The organism is Streptomyces sp. NPDC046939, assembly GCF_040644575.1.
GTDB lineage: Bacteria > Actinomycetota > Actinomycetes > Streptomycetales > Streptomycetaceae > Streptomyces.
In genome coordinates, this window is record NZ_JBEYWV010000051.1 from 23209 (window position 1) to 43444 (window position 20236).

Here is a 20236-nt window from a genome sequence, read left to right on the forward strand (position 1 = left end):
CACGTCCTGCCCCAGCCTAATCACGAAAACCACGTGCACGGCAGGCCCGTCCGCCCCGGCGCCGATGTCCACCGCGGCACGGACGGCCCGGGGCCGACCACGCGCGCGGCGGACGTACACCAAAACGTGACGAACAAGCACCGTCCAGCGTCGTCAAATGTCCGGATCGTGCGTAAAGGGGCCCATAGTTGACCGGGCGTGCGCCCGCGTCCCCGGACCACCGGCGACGCGCCCGCACGCGTCAGTCCATGCGTCGTGCCGTTCCCAACAATCCGGTCTCGGCGTCCGTCGCCTGCGTCATCACGTACTGGCGGTCGCGGTCGGTGCACCACAGGGTCACCCCGTCGGCGAGCGTCGGCAGCGACTCGTACTCGGCGCGCGGCAGCCCCAGGACGCGGCCGATCTCCGTCGCCTCGTCGGGCGAGACCCGCTGCACGCCCACGAGCCGTGCCTGGCGCATCAGCCGCGGCGCGACCGGGCTCAGGTACGGGAGGAGCGTCAGCACGGACTGCCAGGGCGCGGAGGCCACCCGCCCGCGCGGGGGCCGCATGCCGCAGTCCCGGATGACGAGGACGGGGCCGCCGGCCGAGGCGCCCTGCGGCGGAACGCGCCCCACGTCGTGCACCGTCATGCCCGACTGGCCGCCGCCGACCGCCTGCACGAGCTGCGCCCACTGCTGCGCGCGGCCCGTCTCCACGGCCACGCGCGCGCCCGTCGCCGCCGCCCGCAGCGCGAGCACCTGCGCCGTCCACAGACCGCCGATGAGCACGATGTCGTACGGCGTCGGGCGGTTGATGCCCATCACCGCGGGCTGCCCCTCGGCGTCCACGCCGACGACCACGCCGTCGTCCCCGATCGGCAGGGCGAGCGTGTCGAGTTGCTCGGGGGAGAGGGCGTGGCGCCGGTGGCGCGGCCCGAGCAGGCCGAACCCGGCCCGCAGCCGCTCGCCGAGGGCGGGGGTCTGGCTGGTCGTGGCCATCAGCGGGCACCTCCGAGCGGCAGGGTGGCGAGGACGCCGGGCAGTTGCTCACGGTCGAGGCGGACGAGCCCCGTGCGCGCCTGGCGCGCGGCCTGCTCCAGATCGCGCCGGGCGGTGGTCAGCTCACTGTCGCTGCGCCCCGTGATCCGCATGTGCCCGGCCACGGTGACGTCCTGCTGGTCGCCCTTGGCCAGGGTCAGGCTGAACGTGGTGGCGAGCGCGGGCACCGCCGTCAGCTGGGCGACGAGCTGCGGCAGCGTCGTCCCGCCCGCGCCGAGCTGGGGCCAGCGCCGCACCCAGTACGTGGTGTGCCTGCGGTTGTCGCAGCGCCAGCTCCGGCCGGACTCCTCGGTGCGCCGCTGCGGCGTCTCGCTGCGCCCGGCCTGCGCGGTCACCATCGGGTTGGCGCACGCGGAGGTGGCGACGGCGGAGATCAGCTCCTCCTCGGTGAGCAGGCTGGCCCGGAACCCGGCGCCGGTCAGCCGGCTCGACAGGTGCTCGGCCACGCGCGCGAGGCACTTCTGCGCGCCCACCACGCCACCGCCGCGCGCGGCCACGGCCTCCGGGCACAGCTCCGGATCGAGCTTGAGCGCGATCCAGGTGATCCGCACCGCGGGCGACCCGGTCTGCGCCTGCAACGGCGCGTAGTTGCTCACCGCCACCGACTGCTGCGGCAGGTGCAGCGCGGGCGCGGGCTGCGTGTGCAGCACGATCTGCGCCGACTCCAGGGCGATGCCGTCCACTTCGAGGGCGTCCCGCACCAGGCCGACCGGGAGCGGTCTGCGGCTGCGCTCGGCGCGCAGTGCGGTGGCGTCGGACTCGACCTGGAGCACGGCGGTCAGGAAGCCGCCGTCCCCGACCATGCCGACCGGCCGCTGGTCCCGGTCGTCCCCGCGGTTGTGGCTGTACGTGCGCAGGCTCGGGTCGCACTCGACGGCGGGCGCGAGCCCCGGCTCGGTCCCCGGCGGCACCGGGGTGCTCGCCGCGCCGCGCTTCCTGGCGCGCATCGCCAGCACGGTGCCGAGCCACTCCGGCAGGGAGCGCCCCCGGCGGCGTACGAGCGCGAGAAGGAACAGGATCGCGGCGACGGTGCCGCACGCGATCAGCGCGACCGTCCCGGCGACCCAGCCGCACAGGACGAGCGCGGCGGCCAGCTCGATCATCACGAGCCGCTGCGCGGCGAACGATCCACCGCGGCCGGAGCGCGACTTCAGGTGCGGGGTGACCGCCGCTCTCGCGGGAGATGTGTGAGGCATCTGTGAAGACGACGGGGGACTCTGCGCGGAACGCTCACTCGATCGTGACCTCGATTGCGACCGTGATCGAGCCCGCGTTGCGGAAGCCATCACTCCAAACCCCCCGAACTCTCCCGAAATGCCGTGCGCCGAGCTCTCCCGGACGGCTCCACACGCCTGCCTGGAAGGCCTCAGCACCCTACCCGTGCCACATGCACAACGTCGCAACAGGCATAGTAGGGGCCGGGTCTGACAGCCTCGGGGGCACCGGCGATCACCGCCGCGCACGCCCCGGCCGTCAGCCGGTCGAAGACGGGGGGAAGCTGCCCCCATGGCTCCGCACGGGGAGAGAGCGGACACAGATGGCATCACGGCGGGACGAACTCAACGCCTACACCTTCGCGAAGCGCCGCACTCTCGCGGCCTTCGTGCAGCCCTCACCGTCTGGCTCGGAGGAGGGGGCGCCCAGGCCGCTGCGGGCGGTACTGCCCGGCACCATCATGGGAGTGGTGATCCTCGCGGTCTTCGGCGGCATCGGCCTGTTCAAGCCCACCGCGCCGAAGGACTGGGACAAGACGGCGACGAACGTCATCGTCGCGAGCGACTCCACGACCCGCTACGTCGTCCTCAAGACGGGCGACCAGAAGCAGCTCCACCCCGTGCTCAACATGGCGTCGGCCAAGCTCCTCCTCAAGGACTACACGGACAAGGTCGTCACCGTCGACGAGGGCGTCCTCGACAACGGCAAGATCCCGCACGGCGCCACCCTCGGCATCCCCTACGCCCCCGACCGCCTCCCCAGCGCCAAGGAGGCGGAGGCCGTCAAGCGCTGGATGGTCTGCGAGCGGCCCAGCGACGGCGGACGGGCCATACAGAAGGCCGCGTTCGTCTTCGCGAAGAAGGACTGGGACAAGACGACAAGGACGAAGTCCGGCAGCCAGTTGCGCGGCGGCGACCTCATGTACGTGGCCGACTCGGCCACGAAGAAGCAGTACGTCGTCGACGCGAAGGGCACCGCCTACCCGATCGCCGACCCCGCCCAGGAAGGCGTGCTCACCGCGCTCGACACCCAGAGCCGCGCCCCGCAGCGCGTCTCCTCCGAGTGGCTGAAGACGCTGCACCAGGGCGACCCGATCGCCATCCCGCAGATCGACGGCCCCGGCCGCACCGCCAACGCCGTCGTGGGCAGCGGCAACGCCGCGTACGACAAGGTCGGCACCGTCCTCAAGTCGCTCGACGGCACGAAGACGCAGTACTACGTGGTGCTCCAGGGCAAGGTCGCCCGCATCTCCGAGTTCACCTCCCGCCTGCTGCTCAACAGCCCGCAGCTCGTCGACGTCAACCGGGACGCCGAGGCGCAGCAGGTGAACCCGGCCGCCGTCCCGAACAGCGTGCCGTACGACGCCGAGAGCGCGAAGTGGCCCACGTACAAGCCCGCCACCGTCAACGACGGCACCAGCGCGACCAGCGGCCGCAACACCGTCTGCAACGTCCTGCGGGACGTCGGCGGCGCCGACGGCACCACCCTGACCACCTGGTCCGGCACCGACTTCCCCGCCGACCTGCCGACCGGCTCCTCCAGCGCGTACGTCACCCCGGGCTCCGGCCAGGTCTTCCGGCAGATCCAGGGCACGGCGACGAAAGCGGGCCAGATCTTCCTCGTCACCGACACCGGCCTGCGCTACGCGCTCCAGTCCAACGGCGACAGCATCAGCAAGGACGACAGCGTCGGCCTCACCGCCAAGGAGCGCAAAGAACTGGCGAACGAGACCAAGGTGACGCAGAAGCTGCTCGGCTACGACCAGGTGACGGCGCGGCCGATCCCGATGACCTGGTCCACGTTCCTGCCGACCGGCCCGCGCCTGTCGAAGCCCGACGCGGGCCAGCCGCAGGGTTCGTGACCGATGCGACCGATGCGACCGACGCTGAGAACGGACAGGGGTGACATGGGGGGCAACATGGGTGGTGCCGTGGGGGGTGCCGTGGGGCGGATCCTGCGGCGACCGGCCGCACTGCTCGCGGCCACGGCGCTGACGGCCTCCGTCTCGGTGCTCGCCCTCCCGGCGGCGCCCGCCGTCGCGGACAGCGGCGAGTGCACCTTCGGCGGCAAGGAGTACAAGGGGCGGCCCTGGTCGCTCCAGCGCGTCAACCTCGACGAGCTGTGGGAGACCGCGACCGGCAAGGGCGTACGCGTGGCGGTGATCGACACCGGCGTCGACCCGAGCCACCCGCAGCTCAAGGCCGCGGTGGACGTCAAGGCGGGCAGGAACTTCCTCCCGCCGAAGGACGACAAGGGCGAGAAGATCGCGGACCGGGGCAACGCGCACGGCACCACGGACACCGTCGGCCACGGCACGCGCGTGGCGGGCATCATCGCCGCCCGCAAGTCGGAGAAGACGACGGGTTTCGTGGGCCTGGCCCCGGACGCCGAGATCATCCCCATCAAGCAGAACGACGCGGAGGGCCACGGCACGTCCAGCGACCTGGCGGAAGCGATCACCTACGCGGTGGACCAGGCGCACGCCGACGTCATCAACATCTCCCAGGACACGGAGAAGGCGCTGTCCGCCAACTCCGCACTGGCGCTCGCCGTCCAGCACGCCCTGCAGAAGAAGGTCGTCGTGGTCGCCTCCGCCGGCAACGACGGCCTCGGCGGCAACCAGAAGGAGACGTACCCGGCCTCGTACAAGGGCGTCCTCGCGGTGGCGGCCTCGGACCGCAACAACGAGCGGGCCCCCTTCTCGCAGTCCGGCGCCTTCGTCGGCGTGGCGGCCCCGGGCGTCGACATGATCTCCACCGTCCCCAAGGGCGGCCACTGCTCCGACAACGGCACGAGCTTCTCGGCCCCCTACGTGGCGGGCGTCGCCGCGCTCCTCAAGCAGCACCACAAGGACTGGACGGCGCAGCAGATCGTCGCCCAGATCGAGGAGACGGCCGAGCGCTCGATCCCCGGCCACGACAACCGCGTCGGCTGGGGCGTCGTCGACCCGGTCAGGGCCGTCACCGAGATCGCCGACCCGAAGAACCCCATCGAGTCCCCGCGCCCCGACCGGCCCGTCATCAGCGTCGACCCGCCGGACCAGGCCCCCGTCCACTTCGGCGAGACCGCCGACGAACGCAACGCCCGCCTCGCCACCTACGCGGCGGTCGGCGCGATCGTGACGGTCGTCGCGCTGGCGGGCGCCGCGGTGGCGGTACGGGACGCGCGCCGCAGGCGTACGCGGATGGGGCGCGGCGCGTGACGGGACTGTCGGTCGCGCTGTTCGTCCTGGCGGCCGTGCTCGTGGCGATGGTGTGCGTCAAGGCGGACCGGGTCCGCTCGGTCCGCCGCCGCACCCACCCGTCGGGCGGCGACCTCCCCGCATCGGCCTTCGTGGCCGCGCGCACGGTACTCCTGGTGATGGCCGCGCTCTGCGTCTGGCAGGGCGCGCGGGGCCTGGCGGCGGCGCACGACAACGAGTGGAGCGACGACGAGCTGACCAGCGCCGTACGGCAGACCGCCGACGACCTGGACGGCTACTGGTACCGCGAGTCCTCCCTCACCCACGACACCCCCTACTTCGACGACTACGCCGCACTCATCGAGGAACGGGTCGTACGCCACGGGGGCGGCGGCGCCCCACAGACCGGCGTGAACGCGTCACCGCTCTCCGGGGACCCCGACGCCGACGGCGATTTCACGGTCTCGGCGGACGGCACGGACCGGGCCTTCTGCGTCCACGTGGAGAAGTCCCGCTGGAAGACCCACGACTACACGCCACCGGGCCTGACGGGCGGCGAAAGCAGCACGGGGTACCGGGAGTTGGCGTACCGGTTGACGGTGCGGGCGCGGGGCGGGGCCTGCTGACGCACACGTCGTCCGACCCGGATGGATCAGGCGGAGGCCCACGCCTGCGCCGGAACTCGATCAAGAACGTCGCACAGATAGTTCAGCCGGTCATCGAGCGCCCGCGGCGCCAGCGTGCCGGTGTACCAGGTGAAGAGTTCGTCGTGGCGCACACGCAGCGGGTTGGCGCGGGCCCGCTCGTCCGTCAGCAGAAAGCCGCGCACGTCGTCGTCGAGGATGACGCGGGCGAACGCCTCGTCCTCGGTGTCGACGCGGAAGACGTCGTCGAACTCCGGCACACCGAGCAGCGTGCGGGGCCCGCGCCCCATCACGGTGTCGAACTTGCCGACCTTCCCGACCTGAAGGAACGGCCCTGTTCCGGGCGCGGAGACGAGAAAGACCGACTCGAACGTGAGCTTCTTGCTCTCCCCGGCCTGGCCGCTGCCCGACAGCGGGTTGGAGTACCGGTACTCGAAGCACTTGAAGGCGCGGCCGCGGAACTCACCGGTGATGTAGTGCCACGCGGTCAGGTTGTCCCCGCTGCCCGGCATGGGGCCCACGCCGCAGAACTCGGTGGCCCGCCCGGGTGCCCGCCGCTCATGCGTCCACCCGCGCTCCGCGGCGACCGTGGCGAGCTCCTCCCAGCCCCGGCGGATCCGCTTGTCCTCCTGGCCGCTGCGTACGAACGCCCTGATGACCAGCGTGAACATGCCGACGACGAACGCGAACAAAAGGACGGGCACGAGGATCTCAACCATGGATGGAGATTATTGCGGACGCCTGATGTGCTGAGCCGGGAAGCAGGAGGAGTGTGTGGTGTACACGGAGGCGAAACCGTGAAGATCGTCTGCGCTTGCCGGGAAAAGCACGCGAAGGGTCCATGAAGAGAAGCGGAATGACCGTTTCACCGCGCGAAGCCCGGCCGATAACGCCGACCGGCGCCCCTATCCTGACCCGACCGGAAAGCCGCTCGCGGCACCCCCCACGTAATGCCCGGAAGGGAACCGCCATGACCAAGCTTCCCGCCTCCCCGTCACCGCACTCTGTCGGGCCGACCGACGTCCGACGTCACCTGCCCCGAGAACCTGCCCGACAAGGCCGGCACCACCGCGCGCCGCACCCTGACGGTCGACGTCGGTAAGATCAACCGCGTCGGCCGGGCGGACGAGAGACCCGCACGGCACGGAGCTGACCCCTCCGTGCCAACTCGGCTCGCGCGCAAAGGCGTTGTCACCGGCCAAGGCGAAATGGGGCGATTCGCTCCGCCTGATGCAGTCTCGTGACGGAGTTAATGCAAGGCTCGGTTGGAGTAGATGTACCGGGTGACTACAGTGGTAAGTGCGTTGTAGGACGGGACTTGCTTTGCGATCGTATGACGGGCAATCCGGTGAGTTCGGCCGGACGGCTCTACGGGGAAACGGGGAGGGTACGTCGTGATTCCGGCGGAAGGCGGGGGTGTTTCGGCGGCAGCGGCAGCCGACCTGAAGGTCGGCTCCGAGGTGCTTACGACCTTCAAGCAGCGGGTGGACAAGATCCTTCGGGAGTTCGAGGGTTCACCCGGCAGTTCGGCCAAGATCGGCGACCACAGCATCAGCCGGGCCGCGATCTCCAGCGGAGCCCAGCCGTTCGTCGAGGCGGACGCCCTGCACCTCACGTACGAGCAGGTGCACAGCCGCATCACGTCCCTCTCCAAGATGCTGGGCATGCAGATCGAGGCGATGAGCATCGCCTCGCACGGCGCGGAGGTCGGCTTCGCCAACCTCGAGGAGGAACAGCGGCGCCGCTTCTGGGAGATCCAGACCAGGATCGACAGTGAGCACCGCCAGTCCGACGACAAGAAGCTCGGCACGGAGCAGCAGTCCAAGGGGGGCCTGTACAAGTAATGGGCAAGGACGACGGGAAGACCCCGGAGACGCCGCCGACCCCTCAGGAGCAGGTCGCCAACCAGGTAGCGCTGACGGACGGCGTCCAGAGCGTCGTGTCCGTGGTGCACGACGTCTTCGGCCTCGGACCGGGCCATGCGTTCTCGGTCTCGGACGATCTCGCCAAAGACCTGAACATCAAGCCCGGCAGCACGAGCTTCGAGGACCACGTCCTCAACGCCATGCTCGACCTGGTCGAGGGCACCAAGCCGAGCGACCTCGAGCACGCGGGCTCGGCGCTCTTCAAGGCGAGCAAGGCGATGGCCGACGCCGCCACCGAACTGCGCGCCAACATCAAGCACGCCAGTGAGGACTTCCAGGGCGAGGCGGGCACCGCCTTCGAGAAGTGGGGCACGACACTCGCCGGCCACACCGATGCCCTGAGCACCTACGTGCAGAGCGCCGGCGTGGAGATCGCTGCCGCGGCCAGCGGCCTCGCCTCGGTCAAGAGTTCCCTGCCGCCCCGGGACACCCGTCCGGCGGACAAGGCGCTGAAGCCGGACAAGCTCCCGGTGGAGAAGCGGACCGAGGGGAACCCCGAGTACGACGAGGCCGTCAAGGTCGAGAAGCATCGGCAAGAGGCGATCAACCAGATGAACCGGTTGGCGTCTTTCTACTCCGTCTCGGCGGAGTCGCTGGGCGGGTTGACGCCCCCGAAGTTCGAGGCGATGCCGAATGTGGGCGTGCCGAGGCCTGCGCGTGACTTGAAGCGCTTCGGCGGGGAGAGCGGGACGGAGACGGGGTCCACGAGGCAGGCGGCGGAAGTTCCGGCGGCCTCGGAGCGTCACGTGGCCCAGGAGACACCAGGTCCCACCGGCTCGCACACCACGGCGCCGCCGTTGGTGCACGACACGATCACCATGCCCGACCGCCCCGTCGACACGAATCTCGACCGCCCCGTCGACACGAATCTCGACCGGCCCGGCGACACGAACATCGACCGACCCGTCGGTACGGAGATCGACAGCGTCGGCACCCTCCCGCCTCCCACGACGTCAGCCCCCAGCCCCCAGGCGCCGGTGACCGGTCCGACGCCCACCACGGGCGGCCCGCCGGTGCCGATGCCGACCGGTTACACCGGCCCCGTGCAGGGCACGAGCAGGTACGGCGGAGGCGGCACCAAGGGTCCGCTGGCCCCCCAGGCCCGACCTTCGACCTCGCAGCCGGCAACCTCACGCCCGAACCCGGCACGCAGCACCACGAGCAACCCGATGACGAGCCGCCCGAGCGGCCCGGGACAGCAAGGCACTTCGCGTGGAGGCATGCCGGGTGCCTCGCGCGAGACCACGCAAGGCGGGCGGCCGAGCACCACGAGTCGTGGCGTCACGGGCGGAACCGCGCGGCCGAACGACGCGAAGTCCGGTCGTACCTCGGGCCCGGGCACCACGGGAGCGGGCCGGTCGAACGGTGTGGTCGGTGGCCGTCCCAGCACGTCGAAGGGCACGACACAGAACGGTTCGCGGGTGCCCCGCGGCACCGTGATGGGCGACGGGGCCCCCGGCAACTCGCGCGGGACGGCCGGCCGTATCGGTCAGCGCGGCGTCATGGGCGCCCCCGGCACCGACTCGGCGGGTCGCTCCACAGGGGCGGGCCGGAAGATCCAAGGTGCCTCGGAGGCGGTGACCGGCCGCCCGACCGGACAGTCCTCCACGGCGCGTGCCGGTCGAAACGGCTTCACTTCGGGCGGGCAAGGACTGGTACGCGGTCCCTCTTCGCGACGGAACGAGGACAAGGACGACCAGGAAGGCGCCGAGCGTCCCGACTACGTCGTCGAGGACGAAGCCACGCACCTCCCGCAGAAGCCGCGGCGCGACGTGCCGCCGGTGATCGACTAACTCCCGAACGAGGACGTACAGCAGCATGAAGCCAGGGATCGGCCGTCGAGTCGGCCAGAACGCGTCCGTGCCGCGGCGCGTCACCATGCGCGTGGCGGTGACGGCCGCCGCGCTGGGTGCCGTGGTCGGCACGTCCGTCGGCATCGCCCCGGCCGCCCTGGCCGACGACGACGTCCAGTCGCAGGAGTGGTTCCTGGACGCCATGGACGCGAAGGCCATCTGGAAGGTCAGTACGGGCAAGGGCGTCAAGGTCGCTGTCATCGACTCCGGAGTGAGTGACAGCACCTCCTCGCTCAAGGGTCAGGTGCTCGCCGGCGAGACGCCCAAGAGCGTCGCCTACCACGCGACCAAGGATTATGACGGCCACGGAACGACCATCGCCGAATTGATCGCCGGTACCGGGTCCGGTGGGGGGATCAAGGGCCTCGCTCCTGGTGCGAAGATCGTGCCCTACCGTGTCTTGCTGAGCGAACTGAAGGACAAGAGCGAACAAGCGAGGACCCCCGACCCCGAAGATGCCGTGCGGGCCGCGGCTGACACCGACGCGAAAATCATCAACATGTCGCTGGGCGATCCTCTGGTGAATCCGGATTTGGCATCCGCGATCAAGTACGCCCATTCCAAGGGCAAGCTGATGTTCGCGTCCGTCGGAAACAATGCGGAGGAGAGGAACCGGGTCGAGTACCCGGCCGCTTACGACGGGGTCGTAGGCGTGGCCGCCGCCGACGACACGGGGAAGGTGGGCAAGTTCTCTTCGCACGGCAGGTACGTCGACCTGGCCGCACCCGGCTTGAACATCCCCCACTGGTGCGACGCGACGCTGACCTCCTACTGCGGCGGAGCCCAAGGAACCAGTGCCGCGGCCGCCATCGCCTCCGGCGCGGCGGCGCTCATCTGGTCCGCGCACCCCGACTGGACGGCCAACCAGGTCCTCCGCGTGCTGAAGGACACGGCCGGCCGCAGTTGGCCGAAGGATCGACCGAGCGCCTACCTCGGCTACGGCCTGGTGCGGCCGGCACGCAACCTGTTGCACGGCGAGGGCGATCCGGGGCCCGCGGACGTGGACCCGATCACCAACGAGAAGACGACGACAGAGGCCGGTTCGGGCGCGGACACGACCCCCTCCGCTTCTGCATCAGACTCGTCACAGCCCACGCGGAACGCTTCAGAAGTCCCCGCCGAAGCGGCAGGATCAGAGGCGAAGCCGTCGTCAAATGACAGCAACACGCTGTGGATTGTGCTCGGCGCCGTCGCCGCGGTGATCGTGGTCGGGGGCGGGGGATTCGCTGTGATGCGGGCGCGTCGTAGCCAGTGAGACTTTCAACCGTGGGTATTCCTGCGCTGCTTGGGCGGGCCACGGGGGAGCGGTTCGGCCCCGAGCGGGCATGAACCAAAACAGTTGGAACCAGGGGCAAACCTAAGGAAAGGCAGGAGCGCCATGGCCGGGCAGCAGAAGCTCGAAGATCAGCAAGTAATCAAGCTCGAGAAGCAGATGTCGGAGAAGTACGACAGCATCCGGCAGCGTGTGCACAAGCTGCAGGGCGTCATCGACGCTCTTGAGGGCAAGTGGCAGGGCATCGGCCGCGTCGAGTTCGACAAGAAGCAGATGGAGATCAACACCTCTCTGCAGAACATCGGCAAGATCCTCGCCGATGTCATCGACTCGATGAACAAGACGCGCAACATCAAGGACAGCACCGAAGACGACGTGCGTGCCTCGGTGGCCAGGATCTCGACCACGGACGGTGCCTCTTCGCTGAGCACCTACTGAGTCGTCAGCGCGGCACAACGCATCAGTAGTCGGACCACACACAGGATTCAGCGAGGTAACACAGATGGTCAGCAACAGCGACGGCCTGCTCGTCACGTACGACGGGCTCGACGAGGCGGCGACTCAGATCGGCAACGAGGCGAAGACGCTCGAGGCCGACCTGCATGAGCTCAGGCAGCTCGTGGTGAAGAGCCAGGAGTACTGGGCGGGCGAGGCCCAGGGTTCCTTCGGCACCAGGCTGCAGAAGTGGGACAAGGAAGCCGGCGACATCCACGCGGCGCTGAAGAGCATCGGCCACGTGGTCGGCACGTCCGGCGGCACGTACATGGACGGCGACAAGAAGGCGGCCAGCTACTTCCAGTAGCAGCACCGCGGTAAAGAGACTCAGGTGGGCGCGCGCGGGAGGCGCCCACCTTCTCTTGTGTTCGATGAGTCGGCCGACGGTCGAGAAAGGTACAGACTGCCATGACGTTCGGGCCGCCGCCCTCCGAGTTCACGCAGTCGCGGCAGCAGGCGCGGAGCCGGAGTCGGCACCGCTCTTATGCACTGGTCGCGTGTTTCGTGGCCGTTGCGGTACTGCTCTTCGGCGGCTGGGTTTTCTGGCCCGACGCGTCGGACTCTTCGACGGAGTTGAAGAAGTCCAGTCCCGCACCGGCCCCGGACGACATCCGGGAGAGCGTCGAGGCGCGTCCAAAGGGGGGCGTGGGGCATCTCGAAGCCACGATGATGGCGCGCGGTGTCGCACCCGGGAAGGCGCAGCCCACTCCTGGTACGTGGGCGACCGACAAGGTACTGGTGAAAGGGAATGGCGCCTCTCTCGCTGCCGTGAAGATCGGCACGGCGGAAGAAGATGCCTGGACGAAGCACCTGCCGGGGCCGATCTGCGCGGCCGCGCCGTACGTGACCGTCGACGGCCGTACGGCTGTTGCGTACAAAGGTGGAACGAACAAGGATCCCGATGCCTGCGACCACCTGATGATGTTCAGGCTCGACACCGGGGAGAGGCTGTGGGACCGCGTCATCCCGTGGCAGGCGGCTTCTATCGCCGAACCGACCCGAATCACCATGACACGAGGCGTCGTCGTCGCGACATGGTGGCAGGGCACAGCCGGCGTGGACATGCGATCCGGGCACATTCTTTGGGAACGAGGATCGACGGACCAGTGCAGCGACGCCCAGGTCCAGGGAGGAAGGGCGCTGACCGTCAGTTATAGCTGCTACCCCGGGACGGATTACAGAGACGTCAGGTACCGAGTGCAGAAGCTGGATCCGCGTTCCGGTCGCGTGGTGTGGACTTACCACGCCGCTCGTTATGTCATTGTGCACATCGTATCCAGCGAGCCTGCCGTTCTGGCGGTGGCGGCCGGGGACGACCGGGTCACCGACCTGCTCTCACTCGACAAGCGGGGAAAACACCGGGCGACCATCCGGATGGAGAAGGATCATTATCAGGTGCAGTGTGACCTCGAGGAGAGCGAGACCTGCACGGGTGCCATCGTCATGGACTCCTCCGTCTATGTGCTGAGCGGGGCCACGAGCGAAACGCTGGGCAACAACACGAACTGGCTCGTCGGCTTCGACCTGTCGACCGGGAAATCAGGCGTGAAGTTCGATGCCGGCCCGAATCAGCAGCTCCATCCGATCCGTAGGAGCGGCGGTCGAATCCTTGCGGTCAAAGAGGGGACCGACCAGGTCGCTCCCATGAGCCTCGTCGAGCTGGATCCTGCCACCGGGAAAGAGCGCCCGTACTTCAGCTTCACCCTTCCCCCGGACATCAGGAGCGGATCCGCGCAGAACAAGATGACCGTCGCGGTCGAGAACGGCAGGGTCTTCTTCGGTAACTCCGAGGTGACGGGCAGCGGCGAGGAACGTATGCCCGACGCGCAATGGATGGCCGTCGGAATCGGCAGGGCGGATTGAGCCGTGCCATCCGATGGTGGTTTTCGCCGACCGCCTCAGTCGGCTGTGCAGCATTGAACAGGCCGACGCCAACGTGCCGTGGACGGGCAGGGCCCCGGACGAGAACGGGGCGCCCGTATCCGCGGCGTCTGGCGGCGCGCGAGCGAGATGTAGCGGAGCTATGAGGCCGGCCGACACCTACCAGCGCTGCTTCTGCGTTGGCGGGGGTGCCTGATCCCTGGAGAGCTACGACAAGAGGGGACAGCGCGGTACGCCAGCCTGAACATGGTGCTGACGCGCGATGGCAGGCGCGTATGGAGGTACAGGCTCCCGTTGACGGACCAGCAAGGGAGCGCCGCCGACGGCAACCGCCTCTTCGTCATGAGCGGCAACACGGTCGCCGCCCTGACGGTCCTTCGCCCCGCCGACGACAGACCGACCGAGTTCCGACACAACAGTACGCACCGACGCACGGGGAACCCGAAAGTGAAGCGCCGTACCAAACACATCACCCTCTGGACCACGCTCACCGCCGCCCTCCTCGGCATCACCGCTTACGTCGCCGAACCCACCGTCCGCGACCACCTCGTCGCCCGCGACGTCTGCGACGGAGCTGTCCCGAAGTCGGTCGTCAACCAGCTCACCCCCGACGACGTGCACCTGAAGGAGTCGAAGGCGCGGCGGATTCCCGGGCTCGGCAGCTACACCTGCACCCTCACCGTGAAAGCCCGCGAGAACGACGCCCGCGACTGGCCCCTGCTGCGCATGGAGGCGTACACGGGCGCCGACGACCAGGACCGCGAGATGCGCGTGTCGTTCCCGCAGTTCGGGACCGAGTATCACGAGGCGCTGCCCGGCGGACTGCCCGGGTTCGTGGACCGGCTCCAGAACATCGTGCTGCGAGTCCCGTGCCGCGGTGACGGCGCGCCCGACGCGCTGCTGACCCGGGTCTCGGTGGCCCGCGACGCCCTGCACGGCGTGCCGGGCGCGGCCTATCGCGCGGCCGCCTCCTTCACCGACGCCGCCGCGCGCCGGCTGGGCTGTGACACCGCCCCGCTGAAGGTGACCGGCGCCGCCGCACGTGCGGCGCTCGCCGATCCGGCCGCCCGCGACGACGACAAGGCGCCCGTCCGGAGCGTCCCCGTACCCGACGCCGCACGGACCGCCTGCGGCTGGGCGGCGACCGCGGGTCTGCCGCACGCCGACCAGTGGACGGTGACCGCGAAGGGCCGGCCCACGTCCATGACGGCGACCTGCGCGCTCACCGGCCCGGACCCGGAGACGCAGACGGTCACCTTGCATGCCTGGTACGGGGACTGGGGCACCCGTTTCCTCAGCCGTGGCTCCAGCTCCGCGGTGCGCGACCCGATGACCGCGATCACCCGCTGCGACGGCACTCGCGCCAACTTCTCGCTCACGACCGCACACGACGCCGCCAAGCACGGCATCGACGACAAACTACGCGAGCGCCTGCTGCGCGCCTTTGTGAAGGACCAGATGGCCCGCGCCGAACATTGTGCGGACCAGCCAGAGTTCACCCCTTAACAGTGGTACAGCGGCAACAGCCGTATCAGCGGCGTCCGCACTGACCCCTACCGCCCACCCCACCGCGTAACCGCCACCCACACATACTGCTCACCCACCAACCCCCACACCTGTGCCACCCGCTCCGCGCTCACCCCGCGCCCGCACATCGAGCGCGGCGTTCAACTGCGCGTGGCGAGGGACGGCACCCGGACCACGTCGACGACGTACTCGGCCATCACGCGCGCCGCCGAGGGCTCCAACTCCATGGCGAACGTCCCCGTGCGGGAGGACAGCACGGAGAGCACCTCATACGCGCTACGGGCCTGCGCTTCACTGTGCGGCTTGCTGTGGACCGACTACACGGCCGCGACGATCACCCGGCCGACATCCCAGGCACCGTCACCGCAATACGCCTCGTGCCGTTCATCGGGTCGAGGAACCGGGTCGCCGCCGCGGAGTCGTCGACGAGCGCCCGGGTCGGGGCGGGAACATGCCAGCAGGACGTCGCGTCAACCGAGCCCGCGAGTGTCGCCGGTACGACGACCGCCGTCACGAGGAGGAGCACCGTGACGGCCACGCCAGCCACCAGCCGCCTCCCCGTCGCCCCACAGAGTACGTGGGGGGTCAGCGCTCGGTGTCTTCGGATCCGTAGCCATGGCCGCGTGACGCGTCCCGGGTGACGTCCCGGGTCACTGACCCTGCTCGGACCCCCGCCCCTCGTCCCCCGTCAACCCCCCATTAGCCACCGTAGGCTCCAAATCGAACTCCCCGTCCCTGGCGCCCAGGACGAACGCCGTCCACTCCGCCTCCGTGTACCGCAGCACCGTCTCCGGGTCCAAGGACGACCGCATCGCCACCGCGCCCTCCGGCAGGTACGCGATCTCGACGCGCTCCTCCTGGTCCTCCGTGCCGGGCGCGCTGTGCCACTCCACGTCGGAGATGTCGAGCGCGTACAGCTCGTCCTTCTCGCGCTCCTTGCGGGCCCTGGTCTCCTCGGGGGTCTCGGTCCGCCGAGTCTCCTGAGTGGTGGGCTCCTGTGCATCCGCCATGGTGAGCGGCCCCTTCCGGACGTGCGAAGTACCTGTGCGAGCACCCTACTTGGCGCGGTCCCCGCCGACCCGTGAGTCCCGGCAGATCACCCCCGTGGGCAGGACGAAGGGGGCCGCACTCGTTCTCAGAGTGCGGCCCCCTTCGAGGGTTCGGCCAGAGTGCCGGGGCGGGTCTACTGCTCCAGGCCCACCTGGACCAAGGGCTTGCCGCGCTTGCGCGAGACGAACGTGCCCCGGCCGGGCGGCATCGGGCGCGGGCGGACCCCGCCGAGCAGGTCGCCCTCGTTGGGGTCGCCGGCGAGGACGACGCCCTGCGCGCCGAGTTCCTTCATGCGCTGCATGAACGCCTCGTACCCGGCGCGGCCGGCACCCGCCGTGGAGCGGGCGATGATGAAGCGGACGCCGACATCGCGCGCGAAGGGCAGCAGTTCGGTGATGCCCGAGAGCGGGTTGCCGCTGGAGGTGGAGACCAGGTCGTAGTCGTCGATGACGACGTAGACCGTGGGGCCGCGCCACCAACTGCGGTCGCGCAACTGCTGGGCCGTGACGTCCGCGGTCGGGGTGCGGCGCTGCATGAGGTCGGCCAGGGCGTCCATGTGGTGCCCCATCTGGTTCGACATCGGGATGTACTCGGCCAGGTGCGAGGCCGGGGTGACATCGAGCAGCGAGCGCCGGTTGTCGACGACGAACAGCTTACAGGTGTCGCCGCTGTAGCGCTGGGTGAGCTGACGGATGATCAGCTTCAGCAGGTTCGACTTGCCGGACTCGCTCTCGCCGAAGATCAGGAAGAACGGGTCCTGGTCGAAGTCGACGAAGACCGGCTCCAGGTTGTCCTCGTCCAGCGCGAAGGAGATGCCGCGCTCCGGGAAGCGGTCGCCCGGCGGCAGCTCGCGCGCGGAGAACTCGCGCGGCAGGAGGCGGACCGGCGGGGCGCCGGGCTGCGTCCAGTGCCGGGTGACCTCGGCGGAGAGCGCGGCCGTGGCCTCGGCCAGGTCGGTGTCGGAGGACAGGCCGTCGATGCGCGGGACCGCCGCCATGAAGTGCTGCTTCTGCGGGGTCTGACCACGCCCGGGCACGCCGGTCGGCACGTTCGCCGCGACCTTGCGGTCGAACTCGGAGTCCATCGTGTCGCCGAGCCGCAGCTCCAGGCGGTTCATGAGGTGGTCCTTCATGTTCGCCCGGACCTCCATGGACCGCGACGCCGTGAGGATCACGTGGATGCCGTAGCCGAGACCGCGCGCGGCGATGTCGAGGACGAGCGGCTCCAACGCCTCGTAGTCGGAGCGGAAGTTGCCCCAGCCGTCGATGACCAGGAAGACGTCGCCCCAGGGCTGCTCGGCCACCGAGATGTCGCCCCGCGCGCGGCGGTTGCGGAAGTCGGCGATGGAGGCGATGCCCGCGGTGCGGAAGTACTCCTCACGCTTGGTCAGGACGCCGTAGACCTCGGCCGCCGTACGGCGCACCTTCTCGGGGTCGAGGCGCGAGGCCACACCGCCCACGTGCGGCAGGCCCTCCACGGCCGCCATGCCGCCGCCACCGAAGTCGAGCCCGTAGAACTGCACCTCGTGCGGAGTGTGCGTCAGGGCGAACGACGCGATGATCGAGCGCAGGAGCGTCGACTTGCCGGACTGCGGACCGCCGAGGATCTGCATGTGGCCCGCGGCGCCGCCGAAGTCGATCCACAGGGGGTCGCGCCGCTGCTCGTACGGCTTGTCGACGAGGCCGACGGGGACGACGAGGCGTCCGGCGCCCTCGTAGCCGGGCTGGGTGAGCCCGCGGCCCTGCACGGGCGCGAGGCCGGGCAGCAGCGAGTCGAGCGACGGCGGGCTGTCCAGGGGCGGCAGCCACACCTGGTGCGCCGCCGGGCCCTGCGCCTCAAGGCGGCGCACGATGACGTCGAGCACGGTGTCGGCGAGCGCGTCGTCCTTCTCGTCGCGCGGCGCCTCCTCCCGCTGCTGCGGCACCGGGACGTACTGCACGGGCACCTCGGCGGCGGTGAACAGCGCGGGGCGCCGGTCGACCGGGAGCGGCCCGCCGACCGTGGTGACCTGCGCCGATCCGGTGCGGTAGACACCGGAGACGTACGCCGCCTTGAAGCGGACCATCTCGTCGGTGCCGAACTTCAGGAAGCCGGAACCCGGCACGTTCGGCAGCTCGTAGGCGTCGGGGACGCCGAGGGCCGCGCGGGACTCGGCGGCGGAGAAGGTCCGCAGACCGATGCGGTAGGACAGGTAGGTCTCCAGGCCGCGCAGACGGCCTTCCTCGAGGCGCTGCGAGGCGAGCAGCAGGTGCACGCCGAGGGAGCGGCCGATGCGGCCGATCTGCACGAACATCTCGATGAAGTCGGGCTTCGCGGTCAGCAGCTCGCTGAACTCGTCGATGACCAGGACGAGCGAGGGGATCGGCTGGAGCGGGGCACCGGCCGCGCGCGCCTTCTCGTAGTCGTGGATGTTCGCGTAGTTGCCCGCGTCGCGGAGCATCTCCTGGCGGCGGTTGAGCTCGCCGCGGATCGAGTCGCCCATGCGGTCGACGAGGGTGAGGTCGTCGGCGAGGTTGGTGATCACGGCCGCGACGTGCGGCATCTGGGCCATGCCCGCGAAGGTGGCACCGCCCTTGAAGTCCGCGAGGACGAAGTTCAGCGTCTCGGAGGAGTGCGTCACCGCGAGACCGAGGACCAGGGTGCGCAGCAGCTCCGACTTGCCGGAACCGGTGGCGCCGACGCACAGGCCGTGCGGGCCCATGCCCTCCTGGGCGGCTTCCTTCAGGTCGAGCATGACGGGCCGCCCGTCGTCACCGACACCGATCGGGACGCGAAGGCGCTCGGCCTGCGAGCGCGGGCGCCAGGTGCGCTTGGTGTCGACGGTCGCAGCGTCGCCCAGGTTCATCAGGTCGGTGAACTCGAGGTTGGCGAGCAGCGGCTCGTCGTCGCTGTCGCCGCCCGAGGCCATGCGCAGCGGCGCGAGCTGGCGGGCGAGCGCCTCGGCGGCGGCGTAGGAGAGGACGTCGGGGGTGCCCTCGTAGACCATGCCGTGCGCGGACTCCAGGCGCAGCACCTTCGGGTGGACGACGACGGAGAGGTCACCGCGCCCGGTCGCGAGGTCGCCGGGGACGACCTCCAGGACCGTGACGCCCTGCAGGCCCTCGGGGCTCGCGAGGATCGAGGTGGGCGGCAGGGAGACGCCGTCGAGGACGACCACCACGTGCGGCTGCTCGGGGACGGGGGCGCCGCCGGGGTGGAAGCGCGGACGCCCCTCCAGGCGCGTGCCGAGCAGGTCCTCCAGCTCGGTGGGGTCGGTGGAGATGAGGCGGCGGGTGCCCGCGCCGTCGGTCATGCCCGGCACCTGGTTGTGGGGGAGCCACTTCGCCCACTCCCACTCCGGCACGGTCTCGCGCCCGGCGGCGACCGCGATGACGAGGTCCTCGGGGGAGTGCAGCGAGGCGAGCGAGGCGACGAGGGCGCGTGCCGAGCCGCGCACGGTGTCCGGCTCGCCGCTGACGGACACGTGGTAGAAGGCGCGCAGGGAGACCGCCATCGGCAGCTCCTCCAGCGTGCTGTGCGTGGCGAGGAAGCGCTGCATGGCGCCGGCGGTCAGCGGCTCCAGCTCGTCGACCGGGGCGGTCTGCGGCGGTACCAGCGGGGTGGCGAGCCCCTGCGGGCCGAGGCCCACGCGGACCTGCCCGAAGTCCTCGTCACCGCTGCGCCGCTCCCAGACCCGGCTGCCCTCGGCGACGAGCGCCCACAGTTGCTCCGGCGAAGGGTGCAGGTAGTACTGCGCGTCGCGCTGCTTGCGGGCGGTGCCGAGCGCCTCGCGCCGGGTCTGCGACAGATAGCGCAGGTAGTCGCGGCGCATGTCCGCCATCTGTCCCTGGTTGCCCTTGCGGTAGCGGGCCAGCATCGCGATGCCCATCGCGATCGTGGACGCCACCATCACCATGCCCATGATCTTCATGAAGGGCTGGGCCTGGGGGTTGAAGAAGAACACGACCGAGCCACCCATGCCGAGCATGGGCAGGATCTGCATCAGCGCGCCCTCTTGCTGCCCCCGCGGGAGCTCCGGCGGCGGCTGGAGCACCACCTCCTGCGTGGGCACCTCGGACGGCAGTGCCCGAGGTGGGCGCTTGACGACGATGTGGCTCACTCTGCACCAATTCCCTTGCCGGACCGAGTTGTTCCGTCCGCCGCCCCGTGTCAG

General features: G+C 70.1%; 16 protein-coding genes. 10 read left to right on the forward strand and 6 right to left on the reverse strand.

Going from position 1 to position 20236, the window contains the following annotated elements; translation table 11 throughout:
- Window positions 1-241: 241 nt before the first annotated feature.
- Entirely contained in the window at window positions 242-979 is a 738-nt protein-coding gene (locus tag ABZ877_RS37635) for a hypothetical protein (RefSeq protein ID WP_361080761.1), read from the reverse strand.
- On the reverse strand, window positions 979-2325 hold the full coding sequence (gene eccE / locus ABZ877_RS37640) for a type VII secretion protein EccE (protein ID WP_361080763.1): 1347 nt from the start codon (window positions 2323-2325) through the stop codon (window positions 979-981). The genes ABZ877_RS37635 and eccE overlap by 1 nt, the downstream gene beginning before the upstream one ends.
- 251 nt (window positions 2326-2576) lie before the next feature.
- Here eccE and eccB point away from each other — a divergent pair, with 251 nt between their 5' ends.
- The 3 genes from eccB to ABZ877_RS37655 are packed head-to-tail and all read left to right on the forward strand — an operon-like array spanning window position 2577 to window position 6061.
- Window positions 2577-4115 (forward strand): type VII secretion protein EccB, encoded by a 1539-nt coding sequence (eccB, locus tag ABZ877_RS37645; RefSeq protein ID WP_361080765.1) that lies wholly within the window; start codon window positions 2577-2579, stop codon window positions 4113-4115.
- 57 nt (window positions 4116-4172) lie between these two features.
- Window positions 4173-5456 carry a type VII secretion-associated serine protease mycosin gene (gene mycP / locus ABZ877_RS37650; protein ID WP_361080767.1) on the forward strand — a complete coding sequence of 428 codons (1284 nt, stop codon included), beginning with the start codon at window positions 4173-4175 and terminating at the stop codon, window positions 5454-5456.
- Complete coding sequence (locus ABZ877_RS37655; protein ID WP_361080769.1) at window positions 5453-6061, forward strand: hypothetical protein; 609 nt, start codon at window positions 5453-5455, stop codon at window positions 6059-6061. The genes mycP and ABZ877_RS37655 overlap by 4 nt, the downstream gene beginning before the upstream one ends.
- A 26-nt stretch (window positions 6062-6087) precedes the next feature.
- Here ABZ877_RS37655 and ABZ877_RS37660 read toward each other — a convergent pair whose 3' ends face one another.
- Window positions 6088-6798, reverse strand: coding sequence for a hypothetical protein (locus ABZ877_RS37660; RefSeq protein ID WP_361080771.1), 711 nt, complete (start codon window positions 6796-6798; stop codon window positions 6088-6090).
- A 675-nt stretch (window positions 6799-7473) separates the two neighbouring features.
- Between ABZ877_RS37660 and ABZ877_RS37665 the strand changes: the two genes are divergently transcribed.
- The 7 genes from ABZ877_RS37665 to ABZ877_RS37695 all read left to right on the forward strand — a co-directional run bounded on the left by ABZ877_RS37665 (window position 7474) and on the right by ABZ877_RS37695 (window position 15012).
- On the forward strand, window positions 7474-7923 hold the full coding sequence (locus ABZ877_RS37665) for a hypothetical protein (RefSeq protein ID WP_361080773.1): 450 nt from the start codon (window positions 7474-7476) through the stop codon (window positions 7921-7923).
- The gene (locus ABZ877_RS37670) at window positions 7923-9797 is read left to right on the forward strand and encodes a hypothetical protein (protein WP_361080775.1); all 1875 of its coding nucleotides are present in this window, start codon (window positions 7923-7925) and stop codon (window positions 9795-9797) included. The genes ABZ877_RS37665 and ABZ877_RS37670 overlap by 1 nt, the downstream gene beginning before the upstream one ends.
- Window positions 9798-9822: 25 nt before the next feature.
- Window positions 9823-11112, forward strand: coding sequence for a S8 family serine peptidase (locus ABZ877_RS37675; protein ID WP_361080777.1), 1290 nt, complete (start codon window positions 9823-9825; stop codon window positions 11110-11112).
- A 123-nt stretch (window positions 11113-11235) separates the two neighbouring features.
- Complete coding sequence (locus ABZ877_RS37680) at window positions 11236-11568, forward strand: WXG100 family type VII secretion target (protein ID WP_361080779.1); 333 nt, start codon at window positions 11236-11238, stop codon at window positions 11566-11568.
- A gap of 64 nt (window positions 11569-11632) precedes the next feature.
- Window positions 11633-11932 carry a WXG100 family type VII secretion target gene (locus ABZ877_RS37685; protein ID WP_361080781.1) on the forward strand — a complete coding sequence of 100 codons (300 nt, stop codon included), beginning with the start codon at window positions 11633-11635 and terminating at the stop codon, window positions 11930-11932.
- A 101-nt stretch (window positions 11933-12033) separates the two neighbouring features.
- Window positions 12034-13488 (forward strand): PQQ-binding-like beta-propeller repeat protein, encoded by a 1455-nt coding sequence (locus ABZ877_RS37690; protein WP_361080783.1) that lies wholly within the window; start codon window positions 12034-12036, stop codon window positions 13486-13488.
- A 312-nt stretch (window positions 13489-13800) separates the two neighbouring features.
- The gene (locus ABZ877_RS37695; RefSeq protein WP_361080785.1) at window positions 13801-15012 is read left to right on the forward strand and encodes a hypothetical protein; all 1212 of its coding nucleotides are present in this window, start codon (window positions 13801-13803) and stop codon (window positions 15010-15012) included.
- A 355-nt stretch (window positions 15013-15367) separates the two neighbouring features.
- On the opposite strand, the gene ABZ877_RS37700 is transcribed toward ABZ877_RS37695, so the two are convergent.
- The 3 genes from ABZ877_RS37700 to eccCa form a co-directional block, all read right to left on the reverse strand.
- Window positions 15368-15580 (reverse strand): hypothetical protein, encoded by a 213-nt coding sequence (locus ABZ877_RS37700; protein ID WP_361080787.1) that lies wholly within the window; start codon window positions 15578-15580, stop codon window positions 15368-15370.
- A 103-nt stretch (window positions 15581-15683) separates the two neighbouring features.
- Window positions 15684-16043 (reverse strand): DUF397 domain-containing protein, encoded by a 360-nt coding sequence (locus tag ABZ877_RS37705; RefSeq protein WP_361080789.1) that lies wholly within the window; start codon window positions 16041-16043, stop codon window positions 15684-15686.
- Window positions 16044-16216: 173 nt separating this feature from the next.
- Window positions 16217-20182 carry a type VII secretion protein EccCa gene (gene eccCa / locus ABZ877_RS37710; RefSeq protein WP_361080791.1) on the reverse strand — a complete coding sequence of 1322 codons (3966 nt, stop codon included), beginning with the start codon at window positions 20180-20182 and terminating at the stop codon, window positions 16217-16219.
- Window positions 20183-20236 lie beyond the last annotated feature (54 nt).

Excerpts from the sequence above, each read along its gene's own strand:
- ABZ877_RS37635 (WP_361080761.1), bottom strand. The coding sequence starts at position 979 with ATGGCCACGACCAGCCAGACCCCCGCCCTCGGCGAGCGGCTGCGGGCC.
- mycP (WP_361080767.1), top strand. The coding sequence starts at position 4,173 with ATGGGTGGTGCCGTGGGGGGTGCCGTGGGGCGGATCCTGCGGCGACCG.
- eccB (WP_361080765.1), top strand. The coding sequence starts at position 2,577 with ATGGCATCACGGCGGGACGAACTCAACGCCTACACCTTCGCGAAGCGC.
- ABZ877_RS37680 (WP_361080779.1), top strand. The coding sequence starts at position 11,236 with ATGGCCGGGCAGCAGAAGCTCGAAGATCAGCAAGTAATCAAGCTCGAG.
- ABZ877_RS37675 (WP_361080777.1), top strand. The coding sequence starts at position 9,823 with ATGAAGCCAGGGATCGGCCGTCGAGTCGGCCAGAACGCGTCCGTGCCG.
- ABZ877_RS37660 (WP_361080771.1), bottom strand. The coding sequence starts at position 6,798 with ATGGTTGAGATCCTCGTGCCCGTCCTTTTGTTCGCGTTCGTCGTCGGC.
- ABZ877_RS37705 (WP_361080789.1), bottom strand. The coding sequence starts at position 16,043 with ATGGCGGATGCACAGGAGCCCACCACTCAGGAGACTCGGCGGACCGAG.
- eccE (WP_361080763.1), bottom strand. The coding sequence starts at position 2,325 with ATGGCTTCCGCAACGCGGGCTCGATCACGGTCGCAATCGAGGTCACGA.
- ABZ877_RS37685 (WP_361080781.1), top strand. The coding sequence starts at position 11,633 with ATGGTCAGCAACAGCGACGGCCTGCTCGTCACGTACGACGGGCTCGAC.
- ABZ877_RS37690 (WP_361080783.1), top strand. The coding sequence starts at position 12,034 with ATGACGTTCGGGCCGCCGCCCTCCGAGTTCACGCAGTCGCGGCAGCAG.
- ABZ877_RS37670 (WP_361080775.1), top strand. The coding sequence starts at position 7,923 with ATGGGCAAGGACGACGGGAAGACCCCGGAGACGCCGCCGACCCCTCAG.